This window comes from Ensifer sp. PDNC004 (assembly GCF_016919405.1).
Taxonomy (GTDB): Bacteria; Pseudomonadota; Alphaproteobacteria; order Rhizobiales; family Rhizobiaceae; genus Ensifer.
In genome coordinates, this window is sequence record NZ_CP070352.1 from 1,286,628 (window position 1) to 1,303,330 (window position 16,703).

Annotated in this window: 14 protein-coding genes; 10 read left to right on the forward strand and 4 right to left on the reverse strand. The window is 65.0% G+C overall.

All coding sequences use genetic code 11. The annotated features are described in order from the left end of the window. Positions 1-3 precede the first annotated feature (3 nt). From JVX98_RS05715 to JVX98_RS05750, 8 genes are all read left to right on the forward strand, one after another. Positions 4-2,496 carry a TonB-dependent receptor gene (locus JVX98_RS05715; protein ID WP_205236103.1) on the forward strand — a complete coding sequence of 831 codons (2,493 nt, stop codon included), beginning with the start codon at positions 4-6 and terminating at the stop codon, positions 2,494-2,496. A gap of 305 nt (positions 2,497-2,801) precedes the next feature. Continuing rightward, a complete protein-coding gene (locus JVX98_RS05720) occupies positions 2,802-3,938 on the forward strand; it encodes a transporter substrate-binding protein (RefSeq protein WP_205236104.1) in 1,137 nt (378 codons plus the stop codon). Beyond that, a complete protein-coding gene (locus JVX98_RS05725) occupies positions 3,935-4,516 on the forward strand; it encodes an ANTAR domain-containing response regulator (protein WP_192450155.1) in 582 nt (193 codons plus the stop codon). Before JVX98_RS05720 ends, JVX98_RS05725 begins: the two co-directional genes overlap by 4 nt. Further along, the gene (locus tag JVX98_RS05730) at positions 4,516-5,364 is read left to right on the forward strand and encodes an ABC transporter permease (RefSeq protein ID WP_192450156.1); all 849 of its coding nucleotides are present in this window, start codon (positions 4,516-4,518) and stop codon (positions 5,362-5,364) included. Before JVX98_RS05725 ends, JVX98_RS05730 begins: the two co-directional genes overlap by 1 nt. A 1-nt stretch (position 5,365) precedes the next feature. After that, positions 5,366-6,286, forward strand: a complete 921-nt coding sequence (locus JVX98_RS05735) for an ABC transporter permease (RefSeq protein ID WP_034805440.1) — start codon at positions 5,366-5,368, stop codon at positions 6,284-6,286. Between the two features lie 29 nt (positions 6,287-6,315). Beyond that, entirely contained in the window at positions 6,316-7,935 is a 1,620-nt protein-coding gene (locus tag JVX98_RS05740; RefSeq protein WP_205236105.1) for an ABC transporter substrate-binding protein, read from the forward strand. 59 nt (positions 7,936-7,994) lie between these two features. Beyond that, positions 7,995-8,939 carry an acetamidase/formamidase family protein gene (locus JVX98_RS05745; protein WP_205236106.1) on the forward strand — a complete coding sequence of 315 codons (945 nt, stop codon included), beginning with the start codon at positions 7,995-7,997 and terminating at the stop codon, positions 8,937-8,939. After that, positions 8,936-10,606 (forward strand): ABC transporter ATP-binding protein, encoded by a 1,671-nt coding sequence (locus JVX98_RS05750; protein WP_205236107.1) that lies wholly within the window; start codon positions 8,936-8,938, stop codon positions 10,604-10,606. Before JVX98_RS05745 ends, JVX98_RS05750 begins: the two co-directional genes overlap by 4 nt. A 70-nt stretch (positions 10,607-10,676) precedes the next feature. On the opposite strand, the gene JVX98_RS05755 is transcribed toward JVX98_RS05750, so the two are convergent. Further along, on the reverse strand, positions 10,677-12,050 hold the full coding sequence (locus tag JVX98_RS05755) for an ATP-binding protein (protein WP_192450161.1): 1,374 nt from the start codon (positions 12,048-12,050) through the stop codon (positions 10,677-10,679). Further along, a complete protein-coding gene (locus JVX98_RS05760; protein WP_192450162.1) occupies positions 12,050-12,712 on the reverse strand; it encodes a response regulator transcription factor in 663 nt (220 codons plus the stop codon). Before JVX98_RS05760 ends, JVX98_RS05755 begins: the two co-directional genes overlap by 1 nt. A 115-nt stretch (positions 12,713-12,827) precedes the next feature. Here JVX98_RS05760 and JVX98_RS05765 point away from each other — a divergent pair, with 115 nt between their 5' ends. Together JVX98_RS05765 and JVX98_RS05770 are read left to right on the forward strand one after the other, a co-directional pair. After that, on the forward strand, positions 12,828-13,586 hold the full coding sequence (locus JVX98_RS05765) for a L,D-transpeptidase (RefSeq protein WP_192450163.1): 759 nt from the start codon (positions 12,828-12,830) through the stop codon (positions 13,584-13,586). A gap of 185 nt (positions 13,587-13,771) precedes the next feature. Further along, positions 13,772-14,488, forward strand: a complete 717-nt coding sequence (locus JVX98_RS05770) for a L,D-transpeptidase (RefSeq protein ID WP_205237003.1) — start codon at positions 13,772-13,774, stop codon at positions 14,486-14,488. Between the two features lie 48 nt (positions 14,489-14,536). On the opposite strand, the gene JVX98_RS05775 is transcribed toward JVX98_RS05770, so the two are convergent. Further along, positions 14,537-15,376 (reverse strand): L,D-transpeptidase, encoded by an 840-nt coding sequence (locus JVX98_RS05775; protein WP_192450164.1) that lies wholly within the window; start codon positions 15,374-15,376, stop codon positions 14,537-14,539. A gap of 83 nt (positions 15,377-15,459) precedes the next feature. After that, the gene (locus JVX98_RS05780) at positions 15,460-16,449 is read right to left on the reverse strand and encodes a murein L,D-transpeptidase family protein (protein WP_205237004.1); all 990 of its coding nucleotides are present in this window, start codon (positions 16,447-16,449) and stop codon (positions 15,460-15,462) included. Positions 16,450-16,703: the final 254 nt, after the last annotated feature.

Sequence of the window (16,703 nt, forward strand, 5' to 3'; positions counted from 1 at the left end):
ATCATGCCATATTCGAATACGACCGGCCGCCGCCGCCAATCCGGAATTTTCAGCCTGCTGATGGCAGGCACCGTTTTTGCCCTCACCACGACTGTCGCGCTCGCGCAAGATGCGTTGCGGTACCCGGTCGACGTGCCCGCGGGCAAACTGACGACCGCCGTCAACCGCCTGGCCGCGCAGCTCAAGCTGCAGGTGGTGTTCGACAGCTCGGTCGCCTCAGGTGTCACCACGCCAGGCCTTTCCGGCGAGATGACGGCCGAAGAGGCGCTGGCGCGGCTGCTAAGCGGAACGGGTATCCGCTATCGCTTCGTCGGCGGCTCGACGGTGAAGCTGATGGGTGCCGTGGAAGCCGCGCCGCCGGCAGACGGCGAAGGCACGAAGCTCGCACCCATCGTCGCCCGCGGCGACGCCAAGGACGGTGACCGTGCGCCGAACATCGCGGTTCTTGACGCCGAGGATATCGAAAAGGCCCAGGCATCGAGCCTTCCGGAATTGCTGCAGAAGACGCCCGGCGTGTCGATGGGCGGTGGCGTGCGCCTCGAAGGACAGACGCTCGCCATTCGCGGTTTTGCCCGGCAGTCGGACGTTCGCATCATCCTCGACGGCGCGCCGAAGAACTTCGAGAAATACGATCAAGGCACCGTCTTCATCGAGCCCGAACTGCTCAAGCGCGTGGAGATCGAAAAGGGCGCGACGTCGGTGCGCTACGGCAATGGCGGCTTCGGCGGCACGGTGCTGATGGAGACCAAGGACGCGGCCGACATGCTCCGGCCGGGCGAAGAATGGGGCGTCTGGGCCAAGTCCGGTTTCCAGAGCGCCAACAAGCAGTTTCTCGAAACCGGCGCGCTCTACGGAAAGTCGGATTTCGGCGGCCCGATCACCTATGACGGCCTTCTGGCGGGCACGTGGCGCAAGAGCGACGACATGCGCGTCGGCGGCGGAGAGGTCTACAACTATTCCAACTCGAAGCTGACCTCCCTGCTTGCCAATGTCGGTGCCGTATATGACGGTCATGAGATCAGGGGCACGGTCGCCTACGGCCAGAACGACAACTGGGGACCCGTGGCCGCCATCCGCGGCCAGTCGGCGCCGTCGGACTACAACATCACCCGCTATGGCTACAAGGAAGCGATGCGCCGGCTGCTCACCTGGCGCGAAATCGAGGATTTCACCTCGACGCTCACCTACACCTACACCGGCGACAGCGACCTGGTGAACTACCGCATGATGGGAAGCTTCTCGTCGACCGGCCAGCATGCCAGGCGGCCCGACATTCCGGGGCTCAATCCCAGCGCATCCGTCGGCGGCTACGAAAACGACGCCACCTACACCGACATCAAGTTCGAAGCGGAGAACACCTCCAATTTCTCGCTCGGCGGCCTGTCGCACAGCCTGAACTATGGCATTCAGTACCTCGATCATGACCGTGATATCTGGATGTACGACATCGCCAATCGCACCCAGGCCCAGTACAACTACGGCTACTACGCCCCGTGGTTCATGCCGGAGGGCACGCAAAGGACCTTTGCCGCCCTCGTACGCGACCGGATCGAACTGACCGACACGTTCACCGTGACGCCCGGCTTGCGCTATGACCATGTGCGTTCGAAGGGCGTGCCGAACGCGGCGCCGCGATTCAACAATCCGCTGGCCGGCCACGACTATTCCGCAGTCTCCCACCAGGGCGTGACGCCGGCGATCAGCCTGGCATGGGAAGCGACGCCGTCGGTGCGGTTCTTCGCCGACTGGGCCTATGCGATGCGCGTGCCCAACATCGACGAACTCTATTCGACCCAGAGCGCTCTCACCAAGGCGTCCGGCACCAGCCGCGGCCTGGAGGTCGAGCGCAACAGTACCTTCAACATCGGCGTCGACTTCAGCTTCAACGACGTGCTGACGACCGACGACATGCTGTCGACGCGCATCTCGGTCTACAATAACCACGTCTCAAACCCGGTAACGCGCCGGTTCGGCACGGCCAACCTCGCCGACGTTACCGGCAACGTGCCGTTCTACTGGAACACGCCGTCCTACGATATCCGCGGTATCGAGTGGCAGGCGCATTACGAGACCGAGCGCCTGTTCGGCGATCTCGGCGTGTCCTGGATGACCGGCGAGCGGACCGGAGCGGTCAACAACGTCTGGGGGCCGGACACCTATATCAACGATCTGGCGCCCCTGACCGTGATCGCGACGGCCGGGATCAAGGTGCCGGACCGGGATCTCGCCTTCGGCTGGACGGGCAGCTTCGTCGACGACCAGAACCGCACACCCTATAACCAGGGGGGACAGACCTATGCGCGGCCCCCGAGCGCCGGCTATGCGGTGCACGGCCTCTTCCTCGACTGGACGCCGACATCGGGCTTCATGCAAGGCGGCGAAGTGCATCTCGCCGTCGACAACATCTTCGACAAATATTACGAGCCCTATCTCAGCGACGGGATCTCGGCGATGCCCGGCCGCAACTTCAAGATCGCGATCAGCCGCAAGTTCTGACCGTCACGGAGGCTCGACCGGTTCGCATGCGGGCCGGTCAAATTTCTTCGTACGTCCCTCCACGCAGCAGTGGCGCTTGATTGCGGGGCTCCGCCCGGCTCTGTGTGTAAAGTTGCGCGCAATCGCGTATGAGCTTGCCAATCCTTGCTTGACAGGCGTCGATTGCCCGTATCTTAATCATGCTCTCAGATTGAGCATGATCAATCCATTCACATGACCTCGATGGTCGACGGGCAGTTTGGCCCCATGATGCCCCCATCTTCGATGGGCACGGCGTCGTGGGGTTTTTGGTTTTTGGCGGGTACATGAGCGGCGCGGTAAAGATCGGCATCCTCTATTCGACCACCGGACCCTACGGGACGATGGGCCGCGACTGTCGCGACGGCGCGGAACTGGCAATCGAGGAGATCGCGGCAAGCCATCCGGGCCGGATCGAACCGGTTTTCATCGATCCGGAAGCCAATATCGACCGCTATCTCGAAGGCGCCAGATCGCTGCTGCGCGATCACGGATGCCGCCACATCATCGGCACCATCACCTCGCTCGCCCGCAAGGAGGTCATTCCGCTCGTCGAAAAGCACGACGGCCTGCTCTGGTACATGTGCCCCTATGAGGGTTTCGAAGCCAACGACAATGTCATCTACACGGGCGGCTGCCCGAACCAGCATTTGCTGCCCTTGCTCGACTATCTGCTGCCGCGCTTCGGCAACCGGCCCTATCTGATCGGCGCCAACTATGTCTGGGGCTGGGAAATGAACCGCCTGGCGCGAGAACTGGTGGAGGAGGCCGGCGGTGCCATCCTCGGCGAGCGCTATCTGCCGCTCGAGGAAACCGCGGTCGAACGCATCGTCGCCGAAATCGAGCAGCGTCGGCCGAGCTTTATCCTCAACAACCTCGTGGGGCCTTCCAGCTACGCCTTCCATGCGGCGATCCGGGCGCTGGCCGAACGCAACCCCGCCTTCCGCCCGGAAAATTGCCCGGTCGTCAGCTGCGACCTGCAGGAATGCGAGTTGACGGATATCGGCCTCGGGGTTGCGACCGGCCAGCTGTGCGCCGCTTCCTACTTCGACACGGTGGTCTCGCCCGATAATGCGGCCTTCAAGCTGCGCGTCGCCAGTCGCTTCGGACCCGGGCGGCGCATTTCCAGCCTGTTTGCCAGCGCCTATGCTTCCGTCAAGCTCTGCGCCGAGGCGATCATCGAGGCGGGCGCCGACGACCCCGCGACGATCACGCAGCTCGTTTCGGCCGCGCCGCATCAGAGCGTGCTTGGCCCGCTCAGGATCGATCCGCAGACCCACCATGCGGCGTTGCCGTTCCATCTCGGCCGCATCAGCGACGACGGCGGCTTCGACATCGTCACGTCGCTGCCGTCGATTGCCGCCGACCCCTATCTGACCGGCCAGCGCAAGCGCAAGGCGCCCCAATTGCGGATCGTCTCATGAGGGAAACACCGAACTTCACCGGCTGGCGTGCGGCGATCCTGCACCGCGAAGACCAGACGACGGAGCGGCTCGTGCGACAGCTCAAGCTCTTCGGCTTCGACGTCACCGTGCAATGGCAGCCGCTTGATGCGCGCGACCTGCCCCACATCATCCTCGTCGACGCCGACCAGGGTTGGAGCGGGCTGTTGCCCTGGAAGGACGAACAGGCGCCGCGGCCGTTGATCGCCCTGCTCGGCTCGGAAGCGCCGGGCCGGGTCGCCTGGGCGATGGGGCAGGGGGCTGCGGCCATCATCGCCAAACCCGTCGCCTCGTCGGCGGTCTATCCGGCACTGGTCATGGCCGTCGGCATCCACCAGGAACGCCGGGCCGTTGCCGACAAGGTCGCCCATCTTGAAGAACGCGTGCGCATGCGCCCGCTCGTTCATGCCGCCGTACAGAAGATCGGCCAGGCCTGCCATGTCGACGAGGAGCGCGCCTACGGCATCCTGCGCAATTGCGCGATGAAGAAGCGCCTGTCGATGGAGCAGGTCGCCGGTTCCATCCTCGGCGGTGCCGAGCCGCTGCCGGAGGCCGGTTGATGCAGGTTCTGAAATCCATGCTCAGGCAGCCGGCAGCGCTGTTCGGTCTCGTCGTCGTGGCGCTTGTCGTCCTGCTCGCTTTGGCCGCGCCGCTGATTGCGCCCTATAGCCCGGACGAGCAGATGTTCGACGGGCTGACGCTCGAGGGCGCGCCGCTGCCGCCGAGCGCGCAGTTCCTGCTCGGTACCGACACGCTCGGCCGCGATCTCTTTTCGCGCCTGCTCTACGGCGCCCGAACCTCGCTCGTCATCGGCCTCGTTGCCAACGGCGTCGCCGTCTCGATCGGTCTCATGATCGGCATTCTTTCGGGCTACATGCGGGGTCTGGTCGGCAATGCGCTGATGCGCTTTACCGATCTGATGATGGCGTTCCCGGCGCTGCTGCTGGCGATCGTTCTTGCGGCCCTGCTTCGCCCGAGCCTCTGGATCGTTGCCATGGTGATCGCGCTGGTCAATTGGGTCCAGGTCGCCCGCATCGTCTATACTGAGACCCGCGGCCTCGTCGAACGCGACTTCATCCTCGCCGAGCGCTCGCTCGGTGCCGGACACGGCCGCATTCTCTTTCACCACATCCTGCCGCATCTGGTGCCGACGGCGATCGTTTGGGGCACGCTCGGGATCGCGACGACGGTGCTGCTCGAAGCGACGCTCTCCTTCCTCGGTATCGGCGTGCAGCCGCCGACGCCCTCCTGGGGCAACATCATCTTCGAAAGCCAGAGCTACTTTCAGGCTGCCCCCTGGCTGGTCTTCATCCCCGGCGCCGTCATCCTCTTGACCGCGCTCTCCTTCAACCTGGTTGGTGATGCCCTTCGCGATATCCTCGACCCGACACAGCGCGGGAGGGGTTGAGATGGCATTTCTCCTGCTGCGCCGTCTCGTCCAGACCGCGCTCATCCTGCTCGGCGTTGCCGCGATCACCTTCCTGCTGCTCTACGCGCTTCCGGCCGATCCGGCCCGCATGATCGCCGGGCGCAGCGCGACGGCGCAGACGGTCGCCAATATCCGCCGCGAACTCGGGCTCGACCAGCCGCTGCTCGTGCAGTTCTGGAGCTATCTGCAGGGGCTGGTGCAGGGCGACCTCGGCCGCTCCTATGCGCAGAAGACCGATGTCGGCACGCTGATAGCGGCGCGCCTGCCGGCAACGCTGATCCTGATGGCGGCCGGCATCTTCGTCGAAGTCCTGCTCGGGGTGTTTCTCGGTGTCGTCGCGGCCATCCGGCGCGGCGGTTTCGTCGATCGGCTGGTGATGATGGCGTCCTTCGTCGGTGTCTCGGCGCCGCAATTCGTCGCTGCGCTGCTGCTGCTCTATGTCTTCGCGGTCACGCTCGCCTGGTTCCCGATGAGCGGCTTCGGCAGTTTCGCCCATGTGGTCCTGCCGGCCCTGACGCTCGGCATTCTCGGCGCTGGCTGGTATGCACGCATGGTGCGCTCGGCGATGATCGATGTCTTGAACCAGGACTATGTGCGCACCGCACGCGCCAAGGGTCTATCGTCGTTCCGCATCATCTTTCGCCATGCGCTGCCGAACGCGCTTCTGCCCGTCATCGCCATGATCGGCATCGATATCGGCCAGTTCATGAGCGGGGTCGTCGTCGTCGAGGCCGTCTATGGCTGGCCGGGCATCGGACAGCTCGCCTGGCAGGCGATCCAGCAGGTCGACATTCCGATCATCATGGGGGTGACGCTCGTCTCCGCGCTGGCGATCGTACTCGGCAATCTCCTTGCCGACCTCGTCGCCCCACTCATCGATCCGCGCATCCGCGCCCGCTAATCCGAAACCAACCAAAAAGGGGAACAACAATGTTCAAAAGCTGGCTTCGTACTTCAACCGTCGCTGCGGCACTGCTCGCAGCACCGCTCTCGGCCCTCGCACAGGACGCGCCGAAACAGGGTGGCGACATCGTCATCACCTACAAGGACGATATCGCCACGCTCGATCCCGCCATAGGCTACGACTGGGTCAACTGGTCGATGATCAAGAGCCTGTTCTCGCGCCTGATGGACTATAAGCCGGGCACCACAGAGCTGGTGCCGTCGCTCGCCGAAACCTTCGAGGTCGCGCCGGATGGCCTGACCTATACGTTCAAGCTGCGCAAGGGCGTGAAATTCACCAACGGACGCGAGATCGTCGCCTCGGACGTGAAATATTCGATCGAACGCGCGGTCGATCCCAAGACCCAAGGTCCGGGCGCCGGCTTCTTCGGCGCGATCAAGGGCTTCGACGACCTGTCGGGCGGCAAGGCGGCAACGCTGGAAGGCATCGAAGCGCCGGATGATCAGACCGTTGTCTTCCACCTGTCGCGTCCGGACGCGACCTTCCTGCACGTGCTCGCCGTCAACTTCGCCTCGGTCGTGCCGAAGGAAGCGGTCGAAGCCGCCGCCGGCGACTTCGGCAAGAAGCCGGTCGGTTCCGGCACCTTCATCCTCAAGGATTGGACCGTCGGCCAGAGCCTGACCTTCGAGCGCAACCCCGACTATTTCGTCAAGGACATGCCGCGCATCGACAAGTTCACGGTCGAGGTTGGCCAGGAGCCGCTGGTGGCATTGCTGCGCCTGCAGAAGGGCGAGGTCGACATTGCCGGCGACGGCATTCCGCCGGCCAAATTCCTCGAAATCAAGAACTCGCCGGAGGGCGCGGAGATCATCGTCGACGGGCAGCAGCTGCATACCGGCTATGTCACGCTCAACACCAAGGTGAAGCCCTTCGACGACGTCAAGGTTCGCCAGGCCGTCAACATGGCGATCAACAAGGAACGCATCACCCGCATCCTCAATGGTCGCGCGACGCCCGCCAACCAGCCGCTGCCGCCGCTGATGCCGGGCTACGACAAGGCGTTCACCGGCTATGGCTATGACGTCGAGAAGGCGAAGGCGCTGCTCGCCGAGGCCGGACATGGCGATGGTTTCGAGACGGTGCTCTATTCGACCAACACCGATCCGCAGCCGCGCATCGCCCAGGCGATCCAGCAGGATCTGGCCGCCATCGGCATCAAGGCGGAAGTTCGGGCGCTCGCCCAGGCCAACGTCATCGCCGCTGGCGGCACGGAAGGCGAGGCGCCGATGATCTGGTCGGGTGGCATGGCCTGGATCGCCGACTTCCCGGATCCGTCCAACTTCTATGGCCCGATCCTCGGCTGCTCCGGTGCGGTCCAGGGCGGCTGGAACTGGTCGTGGTACTGCAACGAGGCGCTCGACAAGCGTGCGGTCGCAGCCGACTCCATGTCCGATCCGGCAAAGGCTGCCGAACGCCAGGCGGAGTGGGGGAAGATCTTCACCGACATCATGGCCGATGCGCCCTGGGTTCCCGTCACCAACGAGCGCCGCGTCGTCGCCAAGTCGCCGCGCATGGGCGGCGAGGGCGAGATCTACGTCGATCCGACCCGGGTCATCAACTACGACGCCATCTTCGTGAAGCAATAAGCGGCGGGCTCCCCGGGACACGTTTTCGGGGAGCCTTTCTTACGTTTGGGAGAGAGTCCATGTGCGTTGCCTGCACACACACCGTCCATCGCGCCAAGCACCACTTCGGCTGGAACCGCGACTTCAAGCCGACGCTGATCGCCAAGCCCGGTGAGACCATCCATTTCGAATGCCTCGATTCCTCCGGCGGCCAGCTTGGCGCCGGCTCGACGCTGGAGACTTTGGCCTCGCTCGATTTCGACAGGATCAACCCGGTGACGGGTCCTGTTTATGTCGAGGGCGCAAAACCCGGCGACGCACTGAAAGTGACGATCCGCCGCTTCGTTCCCTCGGGTGTAGGCTGGACGGCCAATATTCCGGGCTTCGGCCTGCTCGCCGATCAGTTCACCGATCCGGCGTTGCACATGTGGTCCTATGATGCCAACACCATGGCGCCGGCGCTCTATGGGCCGGGCGGGCGCGTGCCGCTGAAGCCGTTTGCCGGCACGATCGGCGTGGCACCGGCAGAACCCGGCCTGCATTCCGTCGTGCCGCCGCGCCGGGTCGGCGGCAATCTCGACATTCGCGATCTGACATCGGGCGTCACGCTCTATCTGCCCGTCGAGGTCGAGGGCGCGCTGTTCTCGATCGGCGACACGCACGCGGCGCAGGGCGATGGCGAGGTCTGCGGCACGGCGATCGAAAGCCAGATGGAGGTGGAAGCCACGATCGAGCTCGTCAAGGACGCGCGTCTCGCAAGCCCCCGCTTCACAACGCCGGGTCCGGTGACCCGTCATCTGGATGCCGCCGGCTATGAGGTGACAACCGGCATCGGCCCGGATCTGATGACCGGCGCGCGCGAAAGCCTGATGCGCATGATCGACCTGCTTGGCGCCGAACACGGCTTGAGCCCGGTCGATGCCTATCTGCTCTGCTCGGTCTGCGGCGATCTCAGGATCAGCGAAATCGTCGACCAGCCGAACTGGGTCGTTTCCTTCTACTTCCCGAGGATCGTCTTTTCGTGACAACGGCAGTACCCGTGCTCGGCATCGATGGCCTTTGCGTCGATGCACTGACGCCGCAAGGACCGCGAAGGGTCCTTGATGCGGTCAGCTTCAACCTCATGAGCGGCGAGACGCTGTGCATTGCCGGCGAGAGCGGCTCGGGCAAATCCGTGACGTCGCTCGCCGTCATGGGGCTGCTACCGAAAGCCTCGCTCAGGATCGCCTCCGGCAGCATCAAGCTCGAAGGGCGCGAACTCTCGAAGCTCTCCAACAGCGCAATGCGCAGCGTGCGCGGCGGCGATGTCGCCATGGTCTTTCAGGAGCCGATGACATCGCTCAATCCGGTGATGTCGATCGGCGAGCAACTGACCGAGGCCATCCGCGAACATCAGGGATCCGAGGGAGGAACGGCGAGCGCCGTCGCCCTGCGCATGCTGGATGCGGTGCACATCACCGAGCCGGCGCGGCGCATGACGCAATTTCCGCACGAGCTTTCGGGCGGCATGCGGCAGCGGGTGATGATCGCAATGGCGCTCTCGTGCCGACCCAAGGTGCTGATCGCCGACGAGCCGACGACGGCGCTCGACGTCACCGTGCAGGCGCAGATCCTGACGCTGATGAAGGAGCTGAAGCGCGAATTCGGTGCCTCGATCGTACTCATCACGCATGACATGGGCGTGGTCGCGCAGATGGCCGACCGCGTGGTCATCATGCAGCAGGGCCGCATCGTCGAGCAGGGCGACGTGCTGCCGATCTTCCGCTCGCCGCGCGAGCGCTACACGCAGGAGCTATTGGCGGCCGTGCCGCGGCTCGGGGCGCATGCCGGCACCGACGGCCCACCGCGTATCGCCGCCGCGGCTGCGGCAGCGGTCCCGCGCACCGCAAGCCCGGTCCTCTCGGTGCGCGACCTTGCCGTCTTTTACGGCAAGAAACCGGGCGGCCTTCTGGGCGGAAAGAAACAGGCGGCCGCCGTCAGCGACGTTTCCTTCGACATCTTCCCCGGCGAAACGTTGGGGCTCGTCGGCGAAAGCGGATCGGGCAAGTCGACCACCGGCAAGGCAGTGCTCGGCCTCATTCCATTCGATGGCGATGTGGCGATCGACGGCCAGCAGATCGGCGCGCTGTCGCAGCGCCAGATGCGGCCGGTGCGCCGGTCCGCGCAGATGATCTTTCAGGATCCCTATGCCTCGCTCGATCCGCGCATGGCGGTGGGTGCGGCGATCGCCGAGCCGCTGCTCATCCATGGCATCGGCAATCGCAGCGAACGCACGGATCGCGTTGCCGATCTGTTGCGCCGTGTCGGCCTTGGGCCCGACGCCGCCAGCCGCTATCCGCACGAGTTTTCCGGTGGACAGCGCCAGCGCATCTGCATTGCCCGCGCGCTTGCGGTCAATCCGAAGCTGATCGTCGCGGATGAAAGCGTGGCCGCGCTCGACGTTTCTGTTCGGGCCCGCGTGCTCGACCTGATGCTCGAACTGCAGGAGACGATGGGCCTTGCCTATCTCTTCGTCTCGCACGACATGGCCGTGATCGAGCGGATGTCGCACCATGTCGCCGTCATGCGCGGCGGCCGCATCGTCGAGATGGGAACGCGCCGCGCCGTGTTCGAGGATCCGCAGGACGCCTATACCCGGGCGCTGATGGCCGCGGTGCCGCTGCCGGACCCGCCGATGCGCAAAAGCGCCTAGAGCGATATCAGAAGAAGGTGGGTGCGGTTTTCGCCCGCATCCCGCTGCTGCTCGAAACAATCCGGCTCGCTCATTGCGCGAGGGCCTGCGGCAACACGATGCGGGCCGAGAGCCCAGCGCTCGGTCGATTGCGCAGTTCGAGTTCGGCGCCGGTGCGGTCAAGCGCCCGCTCGACGATGCTGAGGCCGAGCCCGCTGCCGGCGGCCGCCTTGAACCGGCCGCGGAAGAAGCGCTCGGTCACGCGCGGCATTTCCTCTTCGGGGATTCCGGGGCCCTCGTCGTCGATCGCGATCACCAGATACTGGTCCCGACGCTCGGCGTGGCAGCGGACCGTTGCGCCCGGTGGCGAATGGTTGACGGCATTTTCGAGCAGGTTGCGCGCAGCGAGCCGAAAGAGGTCAGGATCCATGTTGATGCGCAGACCGGACATCGCCGCGTCGATGACGACATCGGCGCGATGGGGCTGACCGGCAAGTTCGGTCCTGAGACTTGCCAGCATCTCGCCGACATCGAAGCCGGCTGCCGGCCTGGCGCTCTCGGTGGCTTCGACCGAGGCGATGTCGAGCAATTGCCGCACCAGCTTGCCGGTGCGGTCCACCCCGGCGACGATCTGTCCGAGCGCCTTTTCGCGGATTTCTCCGTCGTCGCTGGCGAGCGCCACCTGCGCCTGCGTCTTCAGGCCGGCGAGCGGCGTGCGCAGTTCGTGGGCGGCAAAGGCGATGAAATTCTGCTCGCGCTCGCGGGCGCCGGCGACACGGGCAAAAAGGCCGTTCAGCGACTTCAAGACTGGGCTGATCTCGCGCGTCGTGCCGGTGTCCTCGATCGCGTGCAGGTCGGAGGCTTCACGCGCGGCAAGGTCGCCGGCAAGCTTGCGCAGCGGCGCGAGGCCACGCCCGACACAGAGCCAGATCAAGACGGCCAGAAGCGGAATGATCAGCAGCGCCGGCAGCAGCAGCCCCTTGACCAGGTCGTTGACCAGCCGGTCGCGGATGCGCAGGTTGTCGCCAACGAGCACGCGCACGCCGAGGCTCGCATTCTCCACCGCAAAGACGCGCCAGGTCTCACCGTTGATGACCGTTTCGGAGAAGCCCATCGCATGGGGCGCAAGCGTCGTGTCGGGCGCGCTGTCCGATTTGCCGATCAGTGTTCCGTCCAGCGACCAGATCTGGCAGGAAAGCTGGCGGTCGTAATGCGGGTGCTCGAGCAGCGGGATCCGGATCGCGCTCTGCGCCGGGCGGCTGACGGGGGTATCGCCTTCCTCCTTCATCATGTCGGGGCTGACGATCAGCGAATTCACCATGCGCGCCGCCTCCATCAGCCGCGCGTCGAGCACGCGCTCCACTTCGGCGCGGGTGCTGAGGAAGATCCAGACGGTGGCCGACAGCCACAGAAGGCCCGTCGTGATCAGGAGGATGGCGAAAAGCCGGGCGCGCAGCGATTGCATCAGCCGGCTCCGCCCAGCCGGTAGCCGATGCCGCGGATGGTTTCGATCAGTCCCGGGCCGAGCTTGTTGCGCAGATGGTGGATGTGCACCTCGACGGCATTGCTTTCGATTTCCTCCTGCCAGCCGTAGAGTTTGTCCTCCAGCTTGGTCTTGGAGAAAATCACCCCCGGGTGCGCCATCAGCGTATGCAGGATGGAGTATTCGCGCCGCGACAGCTGCACCGGCTTGCCCGCCTGTTCCACCGATTGCTTGGCCGGATCGAGCCTGAGCGTCGACCATTCCAGCGCGGCGGTTGCCCGGCCGCTCGAGCGTCGCGCCAGCGCCCGAAGCCGGGCGGCGACCTCGTCGAGGTCGAAGGGTTTGCCGAGATAGTCGTCGGCACCGGTATCGAGGCCGGCGACGCGGTCGCGCACGGTGTCGCGTGCGGTCAACAGCAGCACCGGAATGTCGCTCTGCCTGGCGCGCAGGTCCCGCAGGATGTCGAGGCCGGAGCCGTCGGGCAGCATCAGGTCGAGCACGACCGCGTCGAAGCCGTTGGCGGCAAGCGCCGTCGCGGCCGCGTCGCAGGTGCCGACGGCATCGGTGGTGAAGCCCGCAAGCGCCAGGCCGACCTTCAGGCCGTCTCTAAGGATATCGTCGTCTTCGACGATCAGGACTCGCATCGCTTCTCCTAACATTTCTGAGAGCGTGATCCTTTAACCGCTCCCTTAAGGCAGCCTTAAGGTAGGACTTCCCTCTGAGGCGGCATTGCAACAATCGAATCGTTGAATGCCCGATATGACCGAAGCACACGAGCCTTCTTCTTCCACGGCCGATCACAAGACCGGCATCACCCTGACCCGCCGCAGCCTCGTCGTCGGCGTGGCCTCGCTGTTTGTCACCGGCTGCGCGACCGCCCGCCCGACGCCGGCGGTGGTGCCGGCAGCCGTAACGCCCGTCCGCCCGGCAGCCGGGCGCACGGTGCCGCCGATGTACTATGCAATGCCCGACGAGCAGTTTCCGATCCCCGAGGTGAAGATCGCCGAGGTCGATCCGAAGTTCTGGCGGCAGGAGGTGGACTATCCGACCAGCGAGCGGCCCGGTACGCTGATCGTCGATACGCCGGCGAAGTACCTCTATCACGTACTGCCGGGCGGCCGGGCGATGCGCTACGGCATCGGCGTCGGGCGCGAGGGCTTTGCCTGGTCGGGCCGGGCCATCGTCGCCTACAAGCGCAAATGGCCGCGCTGGACGCCGCCCGACGAGATGGTGGCGCGTCAGCCGAAGCTCGAACCCTACAGCATCGCCAATGGCGGCATGCCTCCGGGCATCAAGAACCCGCTCGGCGCCCGGGCGCTCTATATCCACAAGGACGGCAAGGACACGCTCTACCGCATCCATGGCAGCCCCGAGGCGTTTTCGATCGGCAAGGCGGTCTCTTCCGGCTGTATTCGTCTACTCAACCAGGATGTCGTCTACCTTCACGATCAAGTCCGCGACGGCAGCACCATTGTCGTCATTCCGGATCCGACCAAGGGCGACATGGCGATCGGTTAGGCGAGCGCAGGCGGCGAGCGCGGGAATTCTGCAACACTTCGAAGATGAGTCCCGCCTCGCGCAAGCGATCCACGCCAAAGAAAGATTTTCACCACATTTCGGTCACGGTTCGGCCCAACAGCCTTGGGCCTCCCCTCGGATCCTCCCAACCGAAATCTCCAACCCTGGAATGAATTAAAGTGTCGATGAATTTGTCCCGCCGGTCGCTGCTCGCGGTGGTCGCCAGCTCTGTTTTGAGCGCCTGCACGCAGATCCCGAAACCCGAACCGAAACCGAAGCTGATAGAGCCGATCGCCGGTGACGGCGGCTCGCCGGAGAAGGCGGCGGATGCGGCGGGCGTGCCGACGAAGACCTTCGACTATGCGAAGGTCTACGCCCCGGTGAAGGACGAAGGCTACGACGTTCCGGGCATCCAGTACACCGAGATCAAGTCACAGTTTCTGCGCCAGGAAGTGGCCTACGCCACCAACGAACCGCCCCATTCGATCGTCGTCGATACCAACACGATGTTCCTCTACTACGTGCTGCCGGGCGGCCGTGCGATCCGCTACGGCGTCGGTCTCGGCGCTGCCGGCCGCGCCTGGAAGGGACGCGCCGTGGTGCAGTGGAAGCGCAAATGGCCGCGCTGGACCGTGCCGGACGACATGGTCGCGCGCCAGCCCCATCTCAAGAAGTACGGCATCGATGCCGGCGGCATGGATCCGGGCCTCAACAACCCGCTCGGCGCCCGCGCCATGTATATTTTCCAGGACGGCCAGGACACGCTCTACCGCATCCACGGCTCGCCGCAGTGGCGTTCGATCGGCAAGAATGCGTCGGCCGGCTGCGTGCGCATGCTGCAGCAGGATGCGATCGACCTCTATGATCGCGTCAGAGGCAAGACGCCGCTGCTCGTCCTGTAACGGGCGACACTCCGGCGGAATTTCATCGCCCTTGCCGGACGGATTGCCTCAGAGCGGCTGCGGAAGCGGCAGCCCGTCCGGTCCCATCAGCATATAGTCCGGCGACCGCCGCACCGGCTGGGAGTCCGGCAACGGTTGCCCATCCGGCAGGGGCTGCGCGTCCTGCATCGGCTGCGATTGCACCATGCCACCGCCCGAGAGGTCGGTGACGACGATCGGCGTGCCGTTCGGCACGCGGTTGTAGAGATCGACGACGTCCTGGTTGATCATGCGCACGCAGCCCGACGACACCGACTTGCCGATCGTCCACCATTCCGGCGAACCGTGAATGCGGTAGAGCGTGTCTTCGCCGTTCTGGAAGATGTACATGGCGCGGGCGCCGAGCGGGTTCTTGAGGCCGGGATCCATGCCGCCCGCCTCGATGCTGAATTGTTGCAGCTCGGGCTGGCGCGCCACCATCTCGTTCGGCGGCTTCCAGCGCGGCCATTCGCGCTTGTACTGGATGACGCCGCGGCCGGCCCAGGCGAAACCGGCACGCCCGAGGCCGACGCCGTAGCGCATGGCCTGGCCGCCTTCATAGACGCGGTAGAGAAAGTGGCTGCCGACGTCGACGACGAGCGTTCCCGGCTTTTCTCCGGTCGGGTCGGCGACCATCTGGCGATAGAAGCGCGGATCGATCTTCTCGTAGGGAATGGCCGGCAGCGGGTAGGTCTCGTTCGGCTTCTCGCCGTACATGTCGGCCAGGAACGTATTGGTCTCGGGGACCGGTTCCGGCGCGTAGGAGCGCGTCACCGTGGGCCGCGGCGAGGCGCAGCCGGCGAGACCAGCGGCCGCCAACCCGGCGGAAAGCTGCAGGAAGGCGCGGCGGCGGATCTCTCTTTCGGGCATGGAATCCTCGATCGTCCTCTATTCGCTACCGGCGATGCAACCGACCCTTTAAGTCAATTGTGCGTCGCCAGCCGACGGAACGATCACAGGCCGGCGTAAGGGTCCGCCAGCGCCGCTTCGGGTCGGCTGATAGGATACTTAGTTCCCGAGATCTTCGCGGCCAGCTTTTCAGCGCCGTTTTTCTCAAGAAGTGCCCGGAAGCTCGGATGCATGCCGCCATCAACATAGGCGTTGATGGGCGCCGACGTCTGATTGGCCATCATGCCAGCGAGCTTCGCGTCCTCCGATTGCAGCCGCGCCACCAGTCCGGCATCGGGCGTGGAGATCGCCGCCGGGCAGGCGGCAAGCGGGTCGGACGGTTCGCCATCGGCAAAATCGGTGTTGAAGACGTAGCGGCGGCCACATGCCGCAACCTTCGGCTGGCGCTTCGTCGCCTCGAAGATGTCGTAGCCCTGCTTGATGTTCTTCCAGAAATCGAAGTTCGGGTCGCCGCGGTGCTTGGCCATGTTCTCCGCCGTCATGCGGAAGGGATAGGCCTGCACCTGGAACGTGCCCTGGCCGCCGGCGAGCGCGCGCTGCACCACGGCATAGATTTCGCCGACGCCCTGGTCGGTCATGGCGTAGCAGCCGGACGACGAACAGGCGCCGTGCACCATCAGCGCCTCACCGGTGTAGCCGAGCGCCGATTCCAGCCGGTTCGGGTAGCCGAGGTTAAACGACAGGAAATATTGCGATTTCGGGTTCAGCATGCCGGCCGAGACGTGGTAGAAACCTTCCGGCGCCTGGCGATCGCCCGACTTCGTCTTCGGGCCGAGCTTTCCGGACCAGCGGCACATGGGGTAGCTCTTCAACAGGGCGTACTGTCCCTGCTTGTTCTGCTTCCAGACCTCGAGTTCGCTTTCCTGCTTGAAGATGCGGATCAGCACCGGGCTTTCCGGCTTGCTGCCGTTCTTTGCCATCGCGGCGATCAGCTTTGCCGGGATCGGCGGCGGCTCGCGCACGTCGTCGGCGTCGAGCGCCATGCAGCCGGACAGCGCCAGAGCCATCGCGCCGATCGCCAGGGCATGCCGCATCCGTCGCAACTGCGCGAATATCCTGCCGGCCTGGAGTGTCTCGGAAGAAGGGCTCTTGATCGTCTCGCGCCGCATGCGGGCTCCTGGAAATGCTTCCGCCACCAAGCGTCCTTCGTGTGGCGTGGGTGCCGACCCGAAGCGTTCGACGCTGTTCGGTTCAGCCTCAAGTTCAGCGATTAAGCGGTGACAGCCCTGGCTGCAAGCCTTTGTCCCTGGCACTCGCGATCAACAATTCTTGAACGCGCGCCGCCATA

Bases quoted from the DNA above. Each gene is read 5' to 3' on its own strand.
- JVX98_RS05715 (WP_205236103.1), top strand. From the start codon at position 4: ATGCCATATTCGAATACGACCGGCCGCCGCCGCCAATCCGGAATTTTC.
- JVX98_RS05720 (WP_205236104.1), top strand. From the start codon at position 2,802: ATGAGCGGCGCGGTAAAGATCGGCATCCTCTATTCGACCACCGGACCC.
- JVX98_RS05725 (WP_192450155.1), top strand. From the start codon at position 3,935: ATGAGGGAAACACCGAACTTCACCGGCTGGCGTGCGGCGATCCTGCAC.
- JVX98_RS05730 (WP_192450156.1), top strand. From the start codon at position 4,516: ATGCAGGTTCTGAAATCCATGCTCAGGCAGCCGGCAGCGCTGTTCGGT.
- JVX98_RS05735 (WP_034805440.1), top strand. From the start codon at position 5,366: ATGGCATTTCTCCTGCTGCGCCGTCTCGTCCAGACCGCGCTCATCCTG.
- JVX98_RS05740 (WP_205236105.1), top strand. From the start codon at position 6,316: ATGTTCAAAAGCTGGCTTCGTACTTCAACCGTCGCTGCGGCACTGCTC.
- JVX98_RS05745 (WP_205236106.1), top strand. From the start codon at position 7,995: ATGTGCGTTGCCTGCACACACACCGTCCATCGCGCCAAGCACCACTTC.
- JVX98_RS05755 (WP_192450161.1), bottom strand. From the start codon at position 12,050: ATGCAATCGCTGCGCGCCCGGCTTTTCGCCATCCTCCTGATCACGACG.
- JVX98_RS05760 (WP_192450162.1), bottom strand. From the start codon at position 12,712: ATGCGAGTCCTGATCGTCGAAGACGACGATATCCTTAGAGACGGCCTG.
- JVX98_RS05765 (WP_192450163.1), top strand. From the start codon at position 12,828: ATGACCGAAGCACACGAGCCTTCTTCTTCCACGGCCGATCACAAGACC.
- JVX98_RS05770 (WP_205237003.1), top strand. From the start codon at position 13,772: ATGAATTTGTCCCGCCGGTCGCTGCTCGCGGTGGTCGCCAGCTCTGTT.
- JVX98_RS05775 (WP_192450164.1), bottom strand. From the start codon at position 15,376: ATGCCCGAAAGAGAGATCCGCCGCCGCGCCTTCCTGCAGCTTTCCGCC.
- JVX98_RS05780 (WP_205237004.1), bottom strand. From the start codon at position 16,449: ATGCGGCATGCCCTGGCGATCGGCGCGATGGCTCTGGCGCTGTCCGGC.